Below are 20,977 nucleotides of genomic sequence, written 5' to 3'. Positions count from 1 at the left end.
TCACCGCCCGCGCTTGCACACTCGCTTTACTGCTCGCCGATGCGCATATTGCTCGTTTTTAAAAACTCGCGCAACTCGTTTATTAAAAATCTCGTACGTTTTTTTATTGTTTTTTAAAGAGAAAAACCGCCCAGAAAAAACAATAAAAAATCCGTCAGTTTATTTGTTTCATCTGAAAAATAAAAAGGATGGAGTAATTTTTTATTTTACCTGAAAAAATATATCTTTGGACAGTTAAGAGATGATTGACATAGTTTTTAGCAGACTTGTTTGAACAGAGAAACAGGAGAGGGGGTAAAAAGGATAAGCTTGCGCGAGGGTAGGAGGGTGTAGATGCGTGTTTATACTATTACGGTGCTAGGTATTACAACCCGAGAGAATCAGTGTGGTTATCTACCGATCCATTAAGCGGTTACAATCCCGTGATGGAAATTGAGCATTACATTGATGGTCAACACAACGGGGGCATTTATAATAGTGGTAATTTAAATACTTATATTTACTGTTATCAGAATCCTATTGTGTATATAGATCCAAATGGGAAGCAAGTTAAGCCTAAGTATGTAGAATTTACATCAAAAGAAGTTAAAACAGCCTTGGATAATTCTACTTTTACAACTTCTGAAAATAAATACTCATTTTATAGAATAAATTCTAGAGGAGCTTCTTTAATAGCAACTTATGAAGGTCTAACACTAGAAATGTATGATGTTGATGGAGCACCAAAGGGAAATGCAACTATAGGAATAGGGCACTTGATACATTATGGACGTATAGATGGTCGAGCTAATGAGAACGAATTTAAAAATGGTATATCTAAGCAAAAGGCTTTTGAGATGTTTGGAGAGGGATTGAGAGAACATGACAAATATATTAATAAATACATGAAAGATTTAGATGTAAAACTGAATGCAGAGCAATATGCAGCTATGGTCGATCTTTCTTTTAATGCAGGACCTTCTAAGGCTAGAAAAATTATGAGTATTTATAAGGAGAAAGGCTTGGAAGCAGCTTCAGATGCTATCATGGAATTAAATAAAAATAGTAAGGGTTTACAATTGAGAAGGTATTTTGAAAAAGAGCTTTTTAACAGTAGAGCTTTAGAGAAACCTGAAGCAGAAAAAAGCTTAAAATCAAACAAATAACAAATTTAATATGAAGAATTTTATTTTTATTTCCATTATTTTTATCTTATATGGTTGTCAAAAGATTTCTAATAAAAATATACATGAAAATTCTTTTGAAAAAATATTTGATAGTAAAGAACAGCTTGATGATTCTACTGTTAAAGTATACATAGGAAAATACGAAGACAGTATAAGAGTTTTAAGAACAAATATTTTCAATATTGCTTCTAAAAATATAAGGGATTCAAGTTCTGAAGTAATTAAAGATAATATTGTTAAAGATAGTGTGTATTTTCAGAATAATTTGGAAAATGAATTAAGTCTCATATACAGTTCTTACTGTGGGTTTTCTGAGGGAGGTTCAAGTGAAAAATTAATTTATACTAATATATATCACTTAAATAAATTAAAAGAACATACACAATTCTTGTCTGGTATTTTAAGTAATTATTCTGAAAACATTAAAGAATTAAGCAATCCTTAAGTTTTTTATAATAATTATTTAATTCAAATATCAATGCAGTTGTAAAAATATTGCTTTAAAGTAATTGTTAATTAAAAATTAAATAAAACTCAATTAATAACCAACCCCTCGCGTGAGCGAGGGGTTAATAAAAAGAGCAGTAAAAAATAGAATAGAACAAAAAAAATAAGAATTAAAAAGAAGAATAAAGAATTATTATTATGAAAAGACAATTATTAGTAGCCTTATTGGTAGTATTAAGTAGTTTAGTTTATGGACAAATAGGGAGTAAAGCTCCTTGTAAGGTGTATTTGAAAGATGGAACGGTAAAAGAAGGGAAATCTTCAATAGACCGAGGCAGTAGCAGAATAAAAATAGCGGGAGTAGGAATAGGGTTTAAAGGTAAAAAGTTTATGCAGGAGATTACTTTAAAGTCCCAAGACGGAAAAAAAGAGAAAATAGGCATAGATCAGATAGATAGGATAGAGTATGAGCGAAAGCTTAATAAAGAGACTAAAACTATTGTCTATAGGCCGATAAAAATCAATGAAGAAAAGATATTAGCCAGAGAGCTGATATCAGGTAAATTATATGGAGCCTATCAGGTTTCAAAAGTAACACTAGGAGAAGCGGATGGACAGAATGAATTTTATTACATAAAAAAAGGAGATGCATACGAGAAAACGACTTTAGGCTCCCTCAAAAAAGAATATAATTGTAGTATGGAAGAGGGTAAAGGAAAAGAAGACAAGATTATACGATGTTTACAAGGGAAATAAGAGGAAAGATCATTTTAAATATTAAGAGCGGCAACTTTACGAAGTTGCCGCTCTTTTTGATTACTCCTTATTAAGCAAATCCAATAGCTCTAACTCGTCTTTAGGGATAAGCGAGCGAATAAGGGAAAGGATATTGTAAATGTCCCATTGAGTATGCTCGGTGTAATTGGGGAATGATAGGTCAGCCAATAAAGCGGTTTGAGTAATTTTACATAGGGATTTGAGGGTAAAGCCTAAGTTTTCTTAGTCGGAAATGGTTTTTAGCTTTTGTAAAGTAACTAAGAAGTCTTTAGGGTCTAGGTTTTGGTTTGAAGACTTTTTGGAGTTTTCGACTTTTTTTTTCGTTTGCATTGTAAAAAGGGATTAAGTTAAATAAAAAGGCAGGTCGCTGCAAACACATTCTACAGAGTAGAAAAGTCTCGGGACTTTTATTTGTATTTTATCTTAAAATAGTATCTTTGGCAGGTAAAAGAGTTGATTGAAATAGTTTACTGAAGCCTTGTTTGGATATTCAAACAGTAAAAAGAGTTTTTTAGAAAAAAGTAAAAACTGAAAGAATAAATCCTTTCGTATGAAACGGTAAGGAGTTGGGTGAGGAAACCAGTCTTTATTATTACGGTGTTAGGTATTATAATCCAAGGGAGTCTGTTTGGTTATCTACTGACCCGTTAAGCGGTTACAATCCGGTGATGGAGTTTGAACATTACATTGATGGTCAGCATAACGGTGGAGTTTATAACTCATTTAACCATAATACGTACGGATATTGTTACCAGAATCCTGTGCTTTTAGTTGACCCGAATGGCAAGCAGACAGTAAATGAATTCACTTCAGGAGTGAAAATTGATATGACTGGAGCGCCAGCTGGTTCTTCAACTAATGCTAAAGGATTTGCAAGAAATGGAGAATGGTTTTGGAAAGAAGTATACAAATCCAATCCAGAAATGTTTAGTAAGAATAATGTTTGGAAGGTTCAAAATGGCTATTCACCAGTAGTAGATGATACTTGGATTTCTCACAATGCTTCTCATGTAGGGTATAAAGGAGGAAAATTAATACACCATCATATAGATCAGGGTAGGTTTGCAGTAGGAATTCCTGAAAAAGTACATTTGAGATTTTTTAAGCAATTGCATAATAGGAGTGCCAGTTGGTTTAAAGCAAATAAATTAAAAGGAGCGACAGGTATGTTGAGAGTTTTTGGTGGATTGTTATTAGTTGGCGATATTTATAATATAGCTACAGGACATCCGGATGCTGCATTTTCAAGTTTTGATCCTAAAGCTCCATTAAACACGTTAAGAGGTATTTCTTTGGATCCTGTACAGGGAAATAATTATTATGAGATTGAAAGTAAAAATAATTCGGGGACACGTTTCAATGTTAATTTTTTTGATGATTTTATAGATTACAATGGAACTTATAGAGGGATAGGAGTACCTACTCCTGGAGTGATAGAAAAAACAGATGGAGGATGGCTAATCACTACCAGTCATTATCAAGAACTTTAAAGGCAGAATATGATTAAGAATATTATTACAAATGGATTTATTCAACAGCTCCAAGAACTATATAAGTTAGGGGTCGATTTAAATGCTAAAGAACCTATAGCGAAAGAAGTATTACGAGAAACGTTAATAATTGAGCCTAAAAAAGACGTACCATATTTATATGAAGACGATCCTATTTTGGATTTAATTAAAAATTATCGCGTAGAAAGTTTTGATATTGGACGAATAAGTTTTTATACTGAAGATGATTTAATTGAGGAAGAGGATTATATAGTCGTAGGATCTGAGGGAGCAGGAGATTTAATAGCAATAAAAAAGAAGACAAAACAGATTGTGACATTAGATGGGTATTTTGAACAGTTATTGGTATGTAGTGAAACCTCTGAACAATTTTTAAATAATTTAATAGAAATAGGTAAATCTAATTTAAGACATTATCCATACAAAGATAAGTATGAATTAGCTAAAAAACTTAGTTCAGAGAGTAAAGGAGATTTAAGTTTTTATAGAGAAGCTTTAGGAGCTTTTGAGGAATAGACTTAATAACTAATTAATAACAAGAGAGGCAACTTTACAAAGTTGCCTCTTTTTTATTTATTTCTTATTGAGTAAATCCAACAATTCTAACTCATCTTTAGGGATAAGCGAGCGAATGAGGGCAAGAATGTTGTAAATGTCCCATTGAGTATGCTCGGTGTAGTTAGGGAACGAGATTTCCGCCAGTAGGGCTGTTTGCGTAATTTTACAAAGAGATTTAAGAGTAAAACCTAAGTTTTCGTAGTCGGGAATGGTTTTAAGCTTTTGTAAAGTAAATAAGAATTAGGGCCTAGGTTTTGGTTTGAAGACTTGTTTTGTGTTGTCATGGTAAAAAGAGATTAAATTAAATAAAAAGGCAGGTCGCTGACAACACATTCTACAGAGTAGAAAAGTCTCGGGACTTTTATTCAAATTTTAGCTTAAAATAGTATCTTTGGTAGGTAAAAGAGTTGATTGAAATAGTTTACTATAGTATTGTTTAGATATTTAAATAGGAGTAAGAGTTTTTTAGAAAGAAGTAATGCTCAAAGGAAAAAATCTTTTCTTATGTAAGGGTAAGGAGGGCATGAAGAAACAGGTCTTTACTATTACGGTGCTAGATACTATAATCCAAGGGAATCTGTGTGGTTGTCAGTCGATCCGCTGGCTGAGAAATTTTCGAGTGTGAGTCCTTATGCGTATACAGTTAATAATCCTATTAAGTATATTGATCCTACAGGGATGGATCCAGGGGATCCTCCAATTTACACTCCACAGCAACTTTTATTAATTCAAGGTCTTTTAACTGTAGCGAATAATTTATTTGGTCAAAGATTTAATCCAATGGCAATAACTAAATTATCGGAAGCAGATAAACAAGCAATTTTTAAACAAAGTGCGAGAAAAACTACTGCTATTTTGATGTATGAGTTTGCATCAGGAACGGGACCGAGTAATAGAACTTTTTATGAAGGAGATAAAATAACGGAGAGTATAAAATGGTCATATTCTTCAGCACGAGCAACAAAGGAGTTTGCAGATTTATATAATTCTGGAAAAATAAAAAAAGAGAAACATATATGGTTAATATTTCTACAAGTCCAGATAAAATAGGATTTAATGAATCCTTGGAGGCTCATATTAAAGGATTAGGAGATCAGTCTTTTTGGAGAGGAGGAATGGGTTATGAAATGAAATTAGAAGGGAATAAATTGCATGTACATGTTATGGATAAATATTCAATAGCTTCAGGAGTATCAAGAAATGATAGTGATAATATAAAAAGAGGGGATTCTCCGACTCCGTTAGGCACTACCACAATGAATGTTTATTTCAATTATGAATGGATAGATAATCCTAAAAATCTTGGATTGAAAAAGCAAAAGATTGATTCGAAAGTAAAATCGATAAAATAAAATAACAATGAGAGATTTTTTTTGTAAATCCATATTATTAGTAATATTATCAATATTATTTAACTCATGCAATTATACAATACCATGGGGAATAGATAAAGACGACATACCTACATTAATATATAAAGATGTATACGTCAATAAATTTTCAGAATCGGTCATATCGATGGAAAAGTTAGGAAATGGATATAAAGTTAAAATAATATGTGATAGTGTTGATAGTTTATATCATCATAAGAATAGTAATACAATATATGGCTATTCGAAAATAAAAGGTTATTTTGTAATTGATTCAAATAAGCAAGTTAGTATACTTAGAGAGCCTTTACGGTTTAAATTGAAGTTTATAAATGATATTAATGAATAGTCTACATATTAAACGATAAAAAATAGAATTTGGACATCCCAAAAATATTAGACAAATATTACAGTAAATATTTAAAAAGAAAGCGACCGATTTATCGGTCGCTTTTTGTTTTCAAGGCTCTTTACTGAGTAAATCCAACAACTCTAACTCGTCTTTAGGAATAAGCGAGCGAATGAGCTGCAGGATATTGTAAATGTCCCATTGGTTGTGTTCCGTGTAATTAGGAAAGGAGATTTCTGCCAATAGGGCGGTTTGAGTAATTTTACAGAGGGATTTGACGGAATAACCTAAGTCCTCATAATCCGAAATAGTTATAAGTGTTGCAAAAGTAATAGCACTAGAGTTTTAGTTTGAATTCTTAGTTTATATGTGAAGTTTATATTGAAATGAGTAGTATTAATCATAATTGTAAAGTTTGTGGATTGTATATAGAAGATTTTCCGTGGGGTGAAAATGGTGATAGCCCTACATATGAAATTTGTCCCTGTTGTGGAGTAGAATTTGGAAACGAAGATTATACGGTAGAATCAATCAATGAATATAGGGATAAATGGATGAATGAGGGTTTTGAATGGTTCAATTCGAAAGAAAAACCCAAGAGCTGGAATAAAGAAGAGCAATTTGGAAATATTTTCAAAAGCTAATTGATAATTAATCTTGCATTAGTATAAATAATATTATTTTTAATAAGTGAATATCAATATCTTTTTATATTTTATTTATTCCATATTTAATATTTACAGTTTAAAAAAAATAATTTTCGTCAATATAACACCCAGATCATTAGCATTTTAAAAAATGCACTTGGTTAAATATTAAATTAAATATGATTAATGAACAAGATAAAAGAGAGTTATTTAATATCAGTAAAATTTATTTAGAACTAATTTTACACGAAGAATCTGTGCAGGAAGAGTTATTATCCTTTTATCAAGCAACCCCTGGAGATTTAACATACGAAGTAATTCAGATTAGCAAAGTTATTTATCATACTATAATTACCACACCATCTATCCACATTAAGATTAATATTAATTTAAGCACTAGGATAATCGGGTATTATTCAATTTATTTAGATAATCAGCATAATTTTTTAGATGAGTTCTTTTACTTTAAGTAATTTACATTTATTGTTTAATATTCATTTTATTTATATAACCACTATAAATGTCAAATTTATATTTAAAGCCAGGAGGTAGGATTTAGCGCTTATAGAAGAAATTTTTATGTAGTATGGTGCAATATAAAAATATCAGATATAACAAAAATAATTATATTACGAGTAAAAGTGAGTATGATGCTAAGAAAAGCCTAAAGAAGTATTATTTGTTTTTTGTGTATGAAAATATTATAAACTCTTTTTTAAGGTGATTAAAAAGCTTTAATGGTATATATACATAACATTAAAGTAAAATCAACATGAAACAATATTCAGAACCGTCAGACAAACAATTTACGAACGACATTATTAAAGGCTCCCCTAAACAAGTAGAAGCTTGGTTGAATTTTGATGAAGAGATTCATAATGTAGAATCTGCGATACCCTCAAAATACAAAGAGCTAATATCTATAGCAGTAGCATTAACAACACAATGTCCCTATTGTATAGAAGTTCACACGAATAAAGCAGTAGAAATGGGTATAAGTCAGCAAGAATTAACGGAAACTATTACGATTACGGCAGCTCTACGCTCCGGAGCAGCTATGGGATATGGACTTTTATCAATGAAATTTTTTAAAAACATAGATAAATAGACCTCACTAAGAAGATGAATAATTTGTATTATTCATCTTCAACTTTACGTTTAGCTTTTTTTAATTGTTGAATACACTTATATTTTTGATTAGAAGCACTATGTTTATTCTTCCATCCCATTTTTGTCATTAACTTTTCAATAGGTTGATTATAAAAGAAAATAGCTCTAAGTAATTTTTGACAATGATTAGAGATTTGGCTCAACCATAGCAATACCTTATTCTCCTTAGTTAGATTGTTACTTGCTTCAGGAAAAAACTCAATACTATGTTTATCATCAAATGATTCTTTTCGAAAAAAATGATTGTCTCTTAAACGTTTTAACCAAATATTTTTGGCAATAGCAAAAAGAAAAGTAGATAAAGTAGAAGTAAGTATAAAATCCGGATTTCTGATTTTTTGAATGAGAACTAGGAAAGACTCATGAAAGACATCCTGAGCATCTTCTATATTTCCGTTGTTTCTCATAATATAACGTGCTACAGCAGAGAAATTTTTATTGTAAAATGATTTCGGCAAGTAACTTTTACCGGCTCTTATATTAGTAATGATTTCTTGATCCATGTTTTAATAAAAAGTATAATTCTATTTCAAGATAGTTCATACCATAAATTTAAAATTATCACCCATATTGCATTTTAAATTTATTTATAAGTTTTTAATTAAATTTAGAATATTCAAAGACATATTTTATAAACAAAAAGTTAACTATCTTTTAAATGCTTAAAAATCAGTTAAATAAAATTAATGTATTTCTATAGTGAACGTTAAGAACTAACTAAACGTAACAATAGGAGCTAATTATTATTAATGGTTTTGTAAATATAGTACGAATACTATCAAGAGAATTTGCCTACATAAAAAGGTGTGATAAACATATTCATTTATATAAATAAAGATGCTGCAGCCTTGGTAAAAATAAGCAGTTACTTATAAATAAATATTTTGGAGTCAGCATAAGTTTCAGAGGTTATTGAATTTAAAATAATTGGATGCTAAAATAAATGTAATTAAATCAAAAAAGCAACTAACTGATTGAAAGTTAATTGCTTTTTCTTCTGGTACGGATGAAGGGAATCGAACCCCCACGCCTCACGGCACTAGATCCTAAGTCTAGCGTGTCTACCAGTTCCACCACATCCGCGTGTCTTGGTTTTGGACTGCAAATATACACTTATTTTCTAAATCAAAAAATATTTGGAGTAAAAAATATAGTAAAAAAAATAAATATTCAGGAGGTGTTTGCGTAAATATTTATAAATAAGATGTATACTGACTAAAGTGAAACTTATCGTAGGAGTTGCAGTTAAAAAAAGTTTCTTTAAAAACAAGATGTATTAAAAAATGGGAAACAATCAGATACTTCTTTTATCTTAAATAGAATAATAATGAAATATAAGCTAATTTATAAATTGGAAGTAGGAGAACTTAGTAAAGAAAGGTTGATGGGAAAAACGATAAATATCTTTACTTATGTAAGAGCATTTCTTAAGATGTAGGGTAAATCTTATTTAAAGTTATAGTTAAAGAATGGAGATATAAGGTTATGGTTTAAATTTATCTTATTGAGATAAAAACAATCCAGATACAAATATATATTTAAGAACTTCTATTTTTTTGAATCTTAGGTTAAAAGAAAAATAATTGAGGATTTTCTTATTTAAAACAATTCTAGATAGCGTCAGAACAGGGTAAAAGTCAGATTTAATTTTTTTAACTAAGATCCATTATTGTATATTTGCACTCTAACACAAAAACATAAAATGGACGCAAACAGCGTAAAATCTAATAATGTAGTGGTTTTTAGTGAAGAAACCTTAACGAAGGTAAATAAGATCATAGCCAGATATCCGGAAGGGAAGCAGAAATCTGCTCTTATTCCTGTATTGCATTTGGCACAAAAAGAATTTGATGGTTGGTTAGATGTTCCCGTAATGGATTATGTAGCATCTCTCTTATCCATTACACCTATAGAAGTATATGAAGTTGCAACTTTTTATACCATGTTTAATATGCAGCCGGTAGGCAAATATGTGTTAGAAGTTTGCAGAACCGGACCATGTATGTTAAATGGAAGTGATCAAATCATTGAGTATATCAAAGAAAAACTACAAATAAAAGAAGGTGAAACCACACAAGATGGTTTATTTACCCTGAAGCCCGCTGAATGTTTAGGAGCATGCGGATATGCACCTATGATGCAGATAGGTAAGTTCTATCACGAACACCTTACCAAAGAAAAAATAAATGAGATTATAGATCTCTGCAGAGCGGGAAACATAGCAATTGATTAGAAAAAAATAGACAGCTTACACCAATGAGCAATAAGTTATTACTTAAAAATAGCAAAGTAGAAGGCATCAAAACATTTGAGGTTTACAGAAAACATGGAGGATATGTAAGTGCGGAAAAAGCCTTGAAAATGTCTCCGGATGAAATTTTGGAAGAAGTCAAGACCAGTGGCTTACGAGGAAGAGGAGGAGCAGGGTTTCCTACAGGTATGAAATGGAGTTTCTTAGCTAAACCGGAAGGAATACCTCGTTACTTAGTAGTCAATGCAGACGAGTCAGAACCCGGAACATTCAAAGACCGCTATCTTATGGAGTATATTCCACATATACTTATAGAAGGGATTTTGATTTCATCTTATTGTTTAGGGGCCAATACATCCTATATATATATAAGAGGGGAATACTCATGGATTCCTGATATATTGGAAAAAGCAATTGAAGAAGCTAAAGCGAACGGTTTTCTTGGTAAAAACATAAAAAATACAGGATATGATCTTGAAATTTATGTACAAAGAGGAGCCGGGGCTTATGTATGCGGAGAAGAAACAGCCTTGTTAGAATCATTGGAAGGAAAAAGAGGAAATCCAAGATTAAAACCTCCGTTTCCGGCAGTAAAAGGATTATACCAGTGTCCAACAGTGGTAAATAATGTAGAAACCGTAGCCTCTATTCCATCAATAATAGAAATTACAGGAGCTGAATACGCTAAGTTAGGAGTAGGAAGATCCACAGGAACCAAGTTAATTTCTGCCTGTGGTAACTTAAATAAACCAGGAGTATACGAAATAGACTTTAACCTGAGTGTTGAAGAATTTATATATAGTGAAGAATATTGCGGAGGAATACCTAATGGTAAAAAACTCAAAGCATGTATTCCGGGAGGGTCTTCAGTACCTATTGTACCCGCAAGACTATTATTAAAAACGGCAGAAGGCGAACCTCGTTTAATGAACTATGAAAGTTTATCTGTCGGTGGATTTGAAACAGGAACCATGTTAGGCTCCGGTGGATTCATTGTGCTGGATGAAGATCAGTGTGTAGTACGGCATACCATGACATTAGCACGCTTTTACAACCACGAAAGCTGTGGGCAATGTACACCTTGTCGGGAAGGTACCGGATGGCTTTACAAAATTTTGAAAAAAATTGAAGAAGGCAGAGGTACTTACGAAGACATAGATCTTCTTTGGGACGTACAAAGAAAAATTGAAGGAAATACCATATGTCCGCTTGGAGACGCGGCATCTTGGCCGGTGGCAGCAGCCATTCGTCACTTTAGAGATGAATTTGAATGGCATATTAACAATCCAGAGTGCTTAACAAGAAACTATGGAATAGCAGACTATGCACAAGTATAAAAAATTAGTAAACAGTTTATTACTTTTTCTGTTAAGTTCATCATTAACATGGGTGTACGGACAAACAGACAAAAAAAATGCCCACAAAAAAGGCGAGTTCTACGCCTATTGGGGTTGGAACAGAGCCTATTACGGTAGATCTTCCGTACATTTCACAGGAAATGATTATAACTTTACCCTTCATGGAGTCAAAGGAGACGATAAGCCAATCGGCTGGAATTTTAATGACTTTTTAAACCCGGGAAGAATTACAATCCCTCAGGTAAACTATAGAATAGGATATTTCTTTAAAGATAACTGGGCTATCTCTTTGGGTATGGATCACATGAAATATGTGGTCAGACCCGGACAATGGGTCAAAGCCACCGGAAGTATAGAACGCCCCGGCTATGAAAACCAGATTGTGGAAGGAGAATCTACCTACCTTACCGATGAATTTCTGCATCTGGAGCATACCGACGGATTAAATTACCTCAATGTAGAATTGGAGTATTATCATAATTTCATTAAAGCTGGCTTTTTCAAGCTAAATGGAATTGCAGGAGCAGGAATAGGAGCTGTAATACCAAAAACCAATGCTACCCTGATGGACAAAGACAGACACGACAAGTTTCATCTCGCAGGCTATGGAGTAGACGCTAAAGTTGGTGCAGAGCTCCTTTTTTGGAAAATATTTTTTCTTAGAACAGAATTGAAAGAAGGATTTATAGGCCTTCCAGATATAAGAACCAGTTCAGATAAATCAGATAAAGCATCACAAAACATATTATACCTTCAGTGGAATTATACCTTTGGAGTAAGCTGGCATTTCTAATGTAGTATTATAAAGAAAATGAGTGAAGAAGTAAGTAAAATAAAAGTAACAATAGATGGAGTAACAGTAGAAGTAGCTCCCGGAATTACTATTGTAGACGCTGCTCGTCAGATAGGAGGAGCCTCTGTGCCTCCGACAATGTGTTATTACAGTAAACTGGAAGGGAGCGGAGGACGTTGCCGTACCTGTTTAGTGGAAGTATCAAAAGGATCAGAAAAAGATCCGCGCCCTATGCCTAAACTGGTTCCTTCTTGCAGAACCAATGTTATGGATGGAATGGAAGTAAAAGTAATTACTTCAGAAAGAGTTGTACAGGCAGTTCAGGGAATAACCGAATTTTTATTAATCAATCACCCGCTCGATTGTCCTGTTTGCGATCAGGCAGGAGAATGTAAATTACAGGATTTAGCCTACGAACACGGTTTAGAAAGAACCCGTTCTGAATTTCCAAGAAGAACATTTCAGCCTGATGATATCGGCCCTTATATAAAATTAAACATGAACCGTTGCATTCTTTGCGCGAGATGTGTCTTAGTAGCCAATCAGCTTACCAATCAAAGAAATCACGGAATACTTTTCAGAGGAGATCATGCAGAAATTAGTACGTATCTGAACAAAGCCATAACCAACGATTTTTCAGGAAACGTAATAGATGTTTGTCCCGTAGGAGCACTTACAGACAGAACTTCAAGATTTAAAAGCAGAGTATGGTTTACAGAGCCGGTTAATGCTACCTGTAAATGCGAAAAATGTAGCGGAAAAGCAGTTCTTTGGATGAAAGGAGATGAAATATTGAGAGTAACTGCCAGAAAAGATCAGTACAATGAAGTAGAAGAATTCATTTGTAACGATTGCAGATTCGAAAGAAAAGAACGCAAATATTGGAACATAGAAGGACCTACCCATATCAGCGATCATTCGGTAATATCGTTAAATCATTATGAATTACCATTGCCTAAAAACGATCCTCACTATTTAACAAAACAAAATAAAACAAAAACGATAGAATAAAATAATATGTGGTTTACAGTATCATTAGTGGTAATTCTCTTTATAATATGCCTTGGAGGAGCAGCTTATGAAACCTGGATGGAAAGGAAAGTGGCAGCACTTATGCAAGACAGGTTTGGACCAAGCAGAGCCGGTAAATTCGGTTTATTACAACCCCTTTGCGACGGAGGAAAATTATTTTTTAAAGAAGACTTTGTTCCTAGAAATGCAGAAAAGTGGCTGTTTATAATATCACCGGGTATACTAATGTTAATAGCATTAAGTACCGGTGCAGTAATCCCTTGGGGAAAATCCCTCTTTATAGCAGGAGTTTCTTATCCCGTACAGGTTGCCAGCATAGATGTCGGAGTACTTTACATAATGGGAATTGTTTCCATAGGAGTTTATGGGATAATGTTGGGAGGATGGTCTTCCAATAATAAATATTCGCTCTTAGGAGCCATAAGAGCTTCATCACAAATGATTTCGTATGAATTAGCTATGGGATTATCTCTCTTATCTATTATTATGATGTCCGGAACTCTTGATTTACGGGTTATGGTAGAAGAACAGGCAACCAATTTATATGGAATTTCATTTCTTAATGGTATGGCTTGGAATGTATTTTACCAGCCTTTAGCATTTATTTTATTTGTCACCTGTTCATTTGCTGAATTAAACCGTGCCCCTTTTGATTTGGCAGAATGCGAGTCTGAATTGGTTGGAGGATATCATACCGAATACAGCTCCATGAAATTTGGAACATTTCTATTCGCTGAGTACATCAATATGTTTATTAACTCAGCATTAATTAGTACTTTGTTCTTTGGTGGCTACAGCTTCCCTTATATGAATAAACTTGTGGAGAACGGTTTAGGTGAAAACTGGATTGGAATAATCAGTATCCTTGCTTTTCTTCTTAAAATAGTATTCTGCGTATTCTGTTTTATGTGGGTAAGATGGACTCTTCCTAGATTCAGATACGACCAGTTAATGAGACTTGGATGGAGAATAATGATACCGTTAGCCATTCTTAATTTATTAATAACCGCTACGGTAGTAGTATTTACGTAATAATAAAAGTATAATCAGTTATACATAATTTATGCAACGATTAACCAATAGATCAAAAGTAGTTTCAAACAAAGAAATGAGCTTAAAAGAAAAAGCATATCTTCCTGCCATCCTTGGTGGAATGAAGATAACTTTAAAACATTTCTTTAAGAAACCAGTTACTATAGCTTACCCCGAAAAGAAAAGAGAATTTAGCCCTGTATATAGAGGCCAGCACGTACTAAAAAGAGACGACCAAGGTAGAGAAAGATGTACAGCCTGCGGTTTATGTGCAGTAGCCTGTCCAGCAGAAGCTATAACTATGATTGCCGCAGAAAGAAAACGAGGAGAAGAAAACCTGTACAGAGAAGAAAAATATGCCGAAAAATATGAAATTAACATGTTAAGATGTATATTTTGCGGACTTTGTGAAGACGCTTGTCCAAAAGAAGCTATTTTCCTTACTGATAGAATTGTGATGCCGGAGCCTAAAAGAAATAATTTCGTTTACGGGAAAGATCTCTTAGTCGAAACTTTGGAAAATAGAATAGACGTATCTCAACGACAAATAAAAAGTTATACAGTAGAAAAATAGAAATATGGAGGAAATTTTGTTTTATATAGTATCTGCATGCGCTATTATCAGTGCGTTCTTTGTAGTTTTCAGTAAAAGCCCCATGTACAGTATCATATCTTTGATTGTTACTTTTTTCTCCATTTCCGGTTTATACATCATGTTAAATGCACAGTTTCTTAGTGCTGTTCAGATTATAGTATATTCAGGAGCCATCATGGTATTATTTCTATACGTATTAATGATGCTGAACCTCAAGCAAAAAGATGAACCTTTAAAAGGAAGTGGCTTTCAAATTTTGGCAGTTATCTCGGGAGGACTTGTTTTTATCGGTTTCATAGGAGCATTAAGAGGGTTTCAATCTATAGACCTTCCGGTTTCACCGGACAGTCAGATAGGGTTAACTAAAAATTTGGGATACCTGCTTTTCAGTGAGTACGTATTACCTTTTGAGTTAGCAGGGATACTGTTTTTATCAGCTCTCGTAGGAGCCGTAATGATAGGAAAAAGAGACTTATAACAATACAAATTTAATTTCTTGAAATAAACAAAAGAAATGGTAAACAGTTTATTACAAAGCATACCGATAGATTATTTTATTTATTTATCTACATTACTCTTTTGTATAGGAGTAACAGGAGTACTGGTAAGAAGAAACGCAATCATTATTTTAGGTTGTGTGGAACTTATGTTAAACTCTGTTAATTTATTATTAGCTGCATTTTCCGCATATAAAGGAGATGCAGACGGACAAATTTTAGTATTTTTTATCATGGTTGTTGCTGCAGCTGAAGTTGCAGTAGGTTTGGCAATTATAACCATGCTGTACAGAAATACACGTTCAGTAGATGTAAGTTTATTTAATAGATTAAAGGGATAAATAATGGAAAACATAATATATTTAATACCAATCTTACCCTTACTAGGGTTCGCAATTTGCGGAATTTTTGGAAGTAAATTACCTAAAAACATAGTAGGAGCTATTGCAAATCTGATGGTTTGGGTACCTTTCTTCTTATCCGTATATCTATTTATTAACTTTACAGGCCCGGCTCCAATTAAAGCAGAAGCATTTACCTGGTTTGCCGTGGATAATTTTAAAGTTAATTTTTCCTTTCAGATAGATCAATTATCTTTAGTAATGATGATGATTGTTACCGGAATAGGCTCACTGATACATTTGTATTCAATTGGGTATATGCATGACGATAAAGGTTTTTATAAATTTTTTGCCTACCTGAATCTTTTCATATTTTCCATGCTTTTGCTAATTATGGGAAGTAATTTTTTGATCCTTTTCATAGGATGGGAAGGGGTAGGATTTTGTTCATATCTTTTAATCGGATTCTGGTTTAAAAATAAAGAATATGGGTACGCTGCAAGAAAAGCTTTTGTTATGAATAGAATTGGTGACTTAGGGTTACTGATAGGAATATTTATGCTGGCATATTATTTTGGAAGTGTTGAATTTACCGATATTGCTGCAAAAGCAGGTATGTTTAAATCCAATGATACCGTTCTTATAGTGGCAACACTCTTTTTGTTTATAGGGGCTATGGGGAAATCAGCTCAGATACCTTTATACACTTGGTTACCTGATGCGATGGCAGGTCCTACACCCGTTTCAGCGTTAATACATGCGGCTACAATGGTTACCGCAGGTATTTATTTGGTTATACGTTCCAATGCTATATACAGCCTGGCTCCGTTTACATTGGATTTTATTATGTATATTGGATTGGCAACCTCTATACTGGCTGCATTTATAGGATTACGTCAAAACGATATAAAGAAAGTATTAGCATACTCAACAGTATCACAGTTAGGTTTAATGTTTGTCGCCTTAGGCGCAGGAGCCTACACTACCGCTTTGTTTCACGTAACTACACATGCTTTTTTCAAAGCGCTTCTATTCCTCGGAGCAGGAAGCGTTATACATGCGATGGGTGGTGAACAGGACATGAGATATATGGGCGGTTTAAAAAAGAAAATTCCGGTTACCTACTGGACATTTTTAATTGCTACTCTGGCTATTTGCGGTGTACCTCCATTAGCGGGTATGTTTTCTAAAGATGAAATTTTAGTAGCCATTTGGCAAAAAGATAAATTAGTTTGGGGGTTAACTCTCTTTTCAGCAGCACTAACCTGTATATACATGTTCCGCTTATTGTTTTTAACCTTTTTCGGAGATTTCAGGGGAACCGAAGAACAGAAAAAACATGTACATGAAAGTCCTTCTGTAATGACAATTCCTTTAATAATTTTAGCTATATTAACCGTTTTCGGCGGAGCTCTTAATCTACCTCACTATTTAGGTGAAAATATTTCCCAAAAACTGGCTCATTGGTTACAACCTATATACGTAGGTATTCACGCACATGAAGAGCCACCATTCTCTACCGAAATGATATTGCTGGCAGTAACTTTATTGGTAATTGCACTTGTAGCTGCATTGGTATATAACAAATATGTAGTGAAAAAAGCCCAGCCTGTCATTGTGGAAAACATGACCGGATGGGAAAAAGCTTCAGCAAAAGCAGCTTACGTAAACGAACTTTACAACGAAGTTATAGTTAATCCGGTATTGGCATTAGGAAGATTTTTCAAAAATATAGTTGATAAATATATAATCAATGGAATTGTAGAAGGTACAGCCCGTGCAGTTCAGGGATGCGGTAGTTTGCTAAGAATGGTTCAAAACGGAAATGTAGAATATTACGTTTTAGCAATGTCTTTGGGTATTTTTATACTACTCTTAGTAGCTGGATATTTAAGTTAATAATAAAGTAAAAATAAAGTAAACACATATAATGTTAGTTTTAGCAATTCTACTCTTACCGATAATCGGATCAGGATTATTATTTGCCTTGAAAGGCACATTTTCAAAATATATAGCATTAGCTGTGTCATTGGTGCAGTTACTGCTCACAATTTTCCTTTGGCATAAGTTTAATATAAATGATACAGAAGCCTGTCAGTTATTATTGGAACAGCCAGCCTCAGTACTACCAATGCTGTCAAACATCCATTTCGGTGTCGATAGCTTAGGAATCTTAATGGTTTTATTAACCAATATTTTGGTACCTATTATAATTTATTCAGGCTTAAATGATGAAAGACCCTCAGTTTTTTATGCTCTGATATTATTTATGCAATTTGGTCTGATTGGAATCTTTACATCTATGGACGGATTGTTATTCTATATATTTTGGGAAGTAGCACTTATTCCTATCTGGTTTATATGTGGAATGTTTGGCACAGGAGAAAACAGGTTAAAAATAAACTTAAAGTTCTTTATATATACTTTTTTTGGATCGCTATTTATGCTTGTAGCCTTAATATATGCCTATTTACAAGCAGGATCATTCGATCTGGCTAAATTATATCAGGCAAATTTATCACCAGAATCTCAGATATTTATCTTTTGGATGTTATTTTTAGCCTTTGCAATAAAATTACCAATTTTTCCTTTTCATACATGGCAGGCAGATACCTACTCCATGGCACCTACACAAGGATCTATGCTTTTGTCAGGAATCATGCTAAAAATGGGTGTTTTCGGAATTCTTAAGTTGTTACTACCTTTAGCTCCCGAGGCTGTTGCTGGTTCTTCAGGTATCATTGCATTGGTATTATCTATTATAGGAATAGTATATGCTTCATTAATTGCTGTAGTACAGACAGACATAAAAAGATTGATAGCATTTTCGTCTATGGCCCACGTAGGCTTAATTGCTGCGGGTATTTTCTCAAGTGCGATTATAGCTTTAAATAAAGGTTCAAATCTGGCAGGAATAGAAGGAGCTTCCATTCAGATGCTTGCTCACGGAATAAATGTTGTCGGGCTTTTTTATGCTGCTGATATATTAATTAAAAGATTTGGAACCAGAGATCTTACTAAGATGGGAGGACTGGCTACAAAAGCTCCTTTTTTCGCAGTTTTATTTATGATTATCTCTCTTGGTACTATGGCAGTTCCATTAACAAATGCCTTCATCGGAGAATTTTTACTTCTAAAAGGAATTTTTAATTTGTCAATTGCAGGAGCTGTTATAGCTGGTTTAACATTGATTTTATGCGCCGTATATACCACTAAAATGTATGGTATGTCTATGTTTGGTACAGGGGATGAAGAATTTTTGAGTAAACAAAAAGATATCGCTTTACAACCTAAAATTGGGCTTATAGTAGTTGCAATTTTAATCTTAGTTATGGGAGTTTATCCACAGCCTTTGCTTACTTTATCTACAGAAACGGCTACTCAGGTATTAAGCTTATTAATTAAATAAATATTTAAATAAATAAAAATAATAAAAACGGAAACAGTGTACACTGTTTCCGTTTTTAATTTTATACGAGAATAAAGAAAGTGGGTATAATCTCTAATAATCTAGATAGTAAGAGAGTTTATTGAATAGGAAATACTAGTAAGATATAAAAATCTTAAATTATCTTTATACATGCATTGGTATCTGTCGGAAAATTAAAAAAATAGTGTTTATATTTTTTAATCTAAATAATCAGGTATGTAATTATAAATATAATTATTGACTGAAAGATATGTTTTCTAACGAGTATGATCTTAAGATATTTAAAACTATTTCTGATTTTATATTTTAACAAGATCAAGTCATTAACTTTCATAAATTTTTCAGGTCAGATAGGCGTACAAAAAATTATAGCTATAATAATTTACTAATTCATTTTTTTAAACGTTGCCTAAAAGTTGAATATATATTTTTTTCTATAATAAATATAACAGTATTAGAAACTAGGCATTTACTACCTTAGGATAATTTTATTTTATAATTATTGAAATTTATAAAAAATTAATAATTTAAGAGCATTATTAATAGCGTAATAATTATTTGTTGACTTTCTTTGTTTTTTTAGTATTAGATCTAAAAATTGTAACTTTGCATTTTTATAAATTATAAGTCTATATTTTATGAATTTACAAAAAATATGGGATAATATCTCGGATATAGGAATAGAACATGAAGAAGATGAAAAAATTGTTTATCGTGTTAGATTATTAAATCAATATATATTTATTGTCTTTTTGGTTTTTTTTATTCATGCATTGCATAATTTCTTATACATTAAAGATATGTATTCGGGAAATGTTTTAATGTATTTATCAATGTTTTTTTTGATAGCGCTTTTTATACCTGTAAAATTAAAAAGTTTTCGTTTTCTGGTTTTTTCAGTTTTTCTATTACTCATATGGGTTATTTTTTTTTATGAATCTTATTCAAATAATGAATCCGGAATTTATTTTTATTATTTTCCATTAATATTGGCACTTCCATTTATTTTTGATTTCAAGACTGATTATATATACATGATAATTATTGTTTTACTTGTCTTAATGTCAATTTTAATTAATATTGTAACCGAATATTCTTGGTTTATTAATGATGAATTAACCCATTCAATAAAAAGAAATACCACCTTTATATCAGCATCTATCAGTGGAATGATTGTTATTGTTGATTTAGTCTTCATTATAAAGAAAAATTATATTATACATAAACTATATGAGGAAACTTTTCAAAAAGAGCTTCAATTAGAAGAACAAAAAAAACAGCTATTGTTGCTATCTGAAAAAGGAGTTATAAACTCAAAACAAAAATTAATACAGTTAGCAATTAATAATGATTCTTCTTTTTTTTCAACCTTTTCTGAAGTATATCCTTCATTTTTTTCGGGTTTATTAAAACTGGATCCGGACTTATCAGTTGCAGAATTGGAATTTTGTGCCTACACTAAACTAGGTTTTTCCATTAAAGAAATAGCTACGTATAAATACATTTCAATAAGAGCTGTGGAAGCTAGAAAATACAGAATACGTAAAAAATTGAATTTTGCTACAGGAAAAGAATTAAATGCCTGGATTTTAGATTTTGATATAGATAGCAGAATATAATTAATATGTATACTAATTTTCAGTAATATAATTT

General features: G+C 32.4%; 23 protein-coding genes, 1 tRNA gene and 1 pseudogene. 21 read left to right on the top strand and 4 right to left on the bottom strand.

The window, feature by feature from the left end; all coding sequences use genetic code 11:
• The first annotated feature begins 383 nt into the window (after nucleotides 1-383).
• The 3 genes from EQ921_RS10540 to EQ921_RS10530 all read left to right on the top strand — a co-directional run bounded on the left by EQ921_RS10540 (nucleotide 384) and on the right by EQ921_RS10530 (nucleotide 2,369).
• Nucleotides 384-1,145, top strand: a complete 762-nt coding sequence (locus tag EQ921_RS10540; RefSeq protein ID WP_128331613.1) for a lysozyme — start codon at nucleotides 384-386, stop codon at nucleotides 1,143-1,145.
• A gap of 10 nt (nucleotides 1,146-1,155) precedes the next feature.
• Entirely contained in the window at nucleotides 1,156-1,611 is a 456-nt protein-coding gene (locus tag EQ921_RS10535; protein WP_128331612.1) for a hypothetical protein, read from the top strand.
• 200 nt (nucleotides 1,612-1,811) lie between these two features.
• Nucleotides 1,812-2,369: a hypothetical protein gene (locus tag EQ921_RS10530; protein ID WP_128331611.1), complete on the top strand. Its 558-nt coding sequence runs from the start codon at nucleotides 1,812-1,814 to the stop codon at nucleotides 2,367-2,369.
• Between the two features lie 60 nt (nucleotides 2,370-2,429).
• Here the strand turns inward: EQ921_RS10530 and EQ921_RS14945 are convergent, their stop codons facing one another.
• Nucleotides 2,430-2,558 (bottom strand): hypothetical protein, encoded by a 129-nt coding sequence (locus EQ921_RS14945; protein ID WP_255424478.1) that lies wholly within the window; start codon nucleotides 2,556-2,558, stop codon nucleotides 2,430-2,432.
• Nucleotides 2,559-2,956: 398 nt separating this feature from the next.
• Here EQ921_RS14945 and EQ921_RS10525 point away from each other — a divergent pair, with 398 nt between their 5' ends.
• The 5 genes and pseudogenes from EQ921_RS10525 (at nucleotide 2,957) to EQ921_RS10505 (ending at nucleotide 6,178) form a co-directional block, all read left to right on the top strand.
• On the top strand, nucleotides 2,957-3,880 hold the full coding sequence (locus tag EQ921_RS10525) for an RHS repeat-associated core domain-containing protein (protein ID WP_128331610.1): 924 nt from the start codon (nucleotides 2,957-2,959) through the stop codon (nucleotides 3,878-3,880).
• A 9-nt stretch (nucleotides 3,881-3,889) separates the two neighbouring features.
• On the top strand, nucleotides 3,890-4,417 hold the full coding sequence (locus EQ921_RS10520) for a hypothetical protein (RefSeq protein WP_128331609.1): 528 nt from the start codon (nucleotides 3,890-3,892) through the stop codon (nucleotides 4,415-4,417).
• 579 nt (nucleotides 4,418-4,996) lie between these two features.
• Nucleotides 4,997-5,509, top strand: a pseudogene (locus EQ921_RS10515) (RHS repeat-associated core domain-containing protein); the annotation flags it as partial.
• A complete protein-coding gene (locus EQ921_RS10510) occupies nucleotides 5,476-5,811 on the top strand; it encodes a hypothetical protein (RefSeq protein WP_128331608.1) in 336 nt (111 codons plus the stop codon). The pseudogene EQ921_RS10515 and the gene EQ921_RS10510, both read left to right, overlap by 34 nt.
• A 7-nt stretch (nucleotides 5,812-5,818) precedes the next feature.
• A complete protein-coding gene (locus EQ921_RS10505) occupies nucleotides 5,819-6,178 on the top strand; it encodes a hypothetical protein (RefSeq protein ID WP_128331607.1) in 360 nt (119 codons plus the stop codon).
• Between the two features lie 111 nt (nucleotides 6,179-6,289).
• Here EQ921_RS10505 and EQ921_RS14940 read toward each other — a convergent pair whose 3' ends face one another.
• On the bottom strand, nucleotides 6,290-6,421 hold the full coding sequence (locus EQ921_RS14940) for a hypothetical protein (protein WP_255424477.1): 132 nt from the start codon (nucleotides 6,419-6,421) through the stop codon (nucleotides 6,290-6,292).
• A gap of 143 nt (nucleotides 6,422-6,564) precedes the next feature.
• Between EQ921_RS14940 and EQ921_RS10500 the strand changes: the two genes are divergently transcribed.
• The gene (locus EQ921_RS10500; protein WP_128149528.1) at nucleotides 6,565-6,822 is read left to right on the top strand and encodes a hypothetical protein; all 258 of its coding nucleotides are present in this window, start codon (nucleotides 6,565-6,567) and stop codon (nucleotides 6,820-6,822) included.
• Nucleotides 6,823-7,597: 775 nt separating this feature from the next.
• A complete protein-coding gene (locus tag EQ921_RS10495) occupies nucleotides 7,598-7,933 on the top strand; it encodes a carboxymuconolactone decarboxylase family protein (RefSeq protein WP_128331606.1) in 336 nt (111 codons plus the stop codon).
• Between the two features lie 28 nt (nucleotides 7,934-7,961).
• Here the strand turns inward: EQ921_RS10495 and EQ921_RS10490 are convergent, their stop codons facing one another.
• Together EQ921_RS10490 and EQ921_RS10485 are read right to left on the bottom strand one after the other, a co-directional pair.
• The gene (locus EQ921_RS10490; RefSeq protein WP_128331605.1) at nucleotides 7,962-8,498 is read right to left on the bottom strand and encodes an RNA polymerase sigma factor; all 537 of its coding nucleotides are present in this window, start codon (nucleotides 8,496-8,498) and stop codon (nucleotides 7,962-7,964) included.
• Nucleotides 8,499-8,993: 495 nt separating this feature from the next.
• Nucleotides 8,994-9,078, bottom strand: a tRNA-Leu gene (locus EQ921_RS10485).
• Between the two features lie 619 nt (nucleotides 9,079-9,697).
• On the opposite strand from EQ921_RS10485, the gene nuoE reads away from it, so the two are divergent.
• From nuoE to EQ921_RS10430, 11 genes are all read left to right on the top strand, one after another.
• Nucleotides 9,698-10,228 carry an NAD(P)H-dependent oxidoreductase subunit E gene (gene nuoE / locus EQ921_RS10480; RefSeq protein ID WP_128149523.1) on the top strand — a complete coding sequence of 177 codons (531 nt, stop codon included), beginning with the start codon at nucleotides 9,698-9,700 and terminating at the stop codon, nucleotides 10,226-10,228.
• A gap of 23 nt (nucleotides 10,229-10,251) precedes the next feature.
• Nucleotides 10,252-11,583: an NADH-quinone oxidoreductase subunit NuoF gene (nuoF, locus tag EQ921_RS10475; protein ID WP_128149521.1), complete on the top strand. Its 1,332-nt coding sequence runs from the start codon at nucleotides 10,252-10,254 to the stop codon at nucleotides 11,581-11,583.
• Nucleotides 11,570-12,397, top strand: coding sequence for a hypothetical protein (locus EQ921_RS10470; protein WP_128331604.1), 828 nt, complete (start codon nucleotides 11,570-11,572; stop codon nucleotides 12,395-12,397). The genes nuoF and EQ921_RS10470 overlap by 14 nt, the downstream gene beginning before the upstream one ends.
• 18 nt (nucleotides 12,398-12,415) lie before the next feature.
• Nucleotides 12,416-13,408 carry a 2Fe-2S iron-sulfur cluster-binding protein gene (locus tag EQ921_RS10465; RefSeq protein WP_128149517.1) on the top strand — a complete coding sequence of 331 codons (993 nt, stop codon included), beginning with the start codon at nucleotides 12,416-12,418 and terminating at the stop codon, nucleotides 13,406-13,408.
• A 6-nt stretch (nucleotides 13,409-13,414) separates the two neighbouring features.
• A complete protein-coding gene (nuoH, locus tag EQ921_RS10460; protein WP_128149515.1) occupies nucleotides 13,415-14,461 on the top strand; it encodes an NADH-quinone oxidoreductase subunit NuoH in 1,047 nt (348 codons plus the stop codon).
• A gap of 76 nt (nucleotides 14,462-14,537) precedes the next feature.
• A complete protein-coding gene (locus tag EQ921_RS10455; protein WP_128153280.1) occupies nucleotides 14,538-15,035 on the top strand; it encodes an NADH-quinone oxidoreductase subunit I in 498 nt (165 codons plus the stop codon).
• A gap of 4 nt (nucleotides 15,036-15,039) precedes the next feature.
• Nucleotides 15,040-15,534 carry an NADH-quinone oxidoreductase subunit J gene (locus tag EQ921_RS10450; RefSeq protein WP_128149513.1) on the top strand — a complete coding sequence of 165 codons (495 nt, stop codon included), beginning with the start codon at nucleotides 15,040-15,042 and terminating at the stop codon, nucleotides 15,532-15,534.
• Between the two features lie 36 nt (nucleotides 15,535-15,570).
• Nucleotides 15,571-15,894 carry an NADH-quinone oxidoreductase subunit NuoK gene (gene nuoK, locus EQ921_RS10445; protein WP_128149511.1) on the top strand — a complete coding sequence of 108 codons (324 nt, stop codon included), beginning with the start codon at nucleotides 15,571-15,573 and terminating at the stop codon, nucleotides 15,892-15,894.
• A gap of 3 nt (nucleotides 15,895-15,897) precedes the next feature.
• Nucleotides 15,898-17,793 (top strand): NADH-quinone oxidoreductase subunit L, encoded by a 1,896-nt coding sequence (gene nuoL, locus EQ921_RS10440; RefSeq protein WP_128331603.1) that lies wholly within the window; start codon nucleotides 15,898-15,900, stop codon nucleotides 17,791-17,793.
• Nucleotides 17,794-17,824: 31 nt separating this feature from the next.
• Nucleotides 17,825-19,303 (top strand): NuoM family protein, encoded by a 1,479-nt coding sequence (locus EQ921_RS10435; protein ID WP_128331602.1) that lies wholly within the window; start codon nucleotides 17,825-17,827, stop codon nucleotides 19,301-19,303.
• A gap of 659 nt (nucleotides 19,304-19,962) precedes the next feature.
• Nucleotides 19,963-20,943 (top strand): hypothetical protein, encoded by a 981-nt coding sequence (locus EQ921_RS10430; RefSeq protein ID WP_128149505.1) that lies wholly within the window; start codon nucleotides 19,963-19,965, stop codon nucleotides 20,941-20,943.
• Nucleotides 20,944-20,977: the final 34 nt, after the last annotated feature.

This window comes from Apibacter sp. HY039 (assembly GCF_004023655.1).
Lineage (GTDB): Bacteria > Bacteroidota > Bacteroidia > Flavobacteriales > Weeksellaceae > Apibacter > Apibacter raozihei.
The sequence above is the reverse complement of the archived record's forward strand: the minus strand, read 5'-3'. Positions and strand labels throughout refer to the sequence as shown.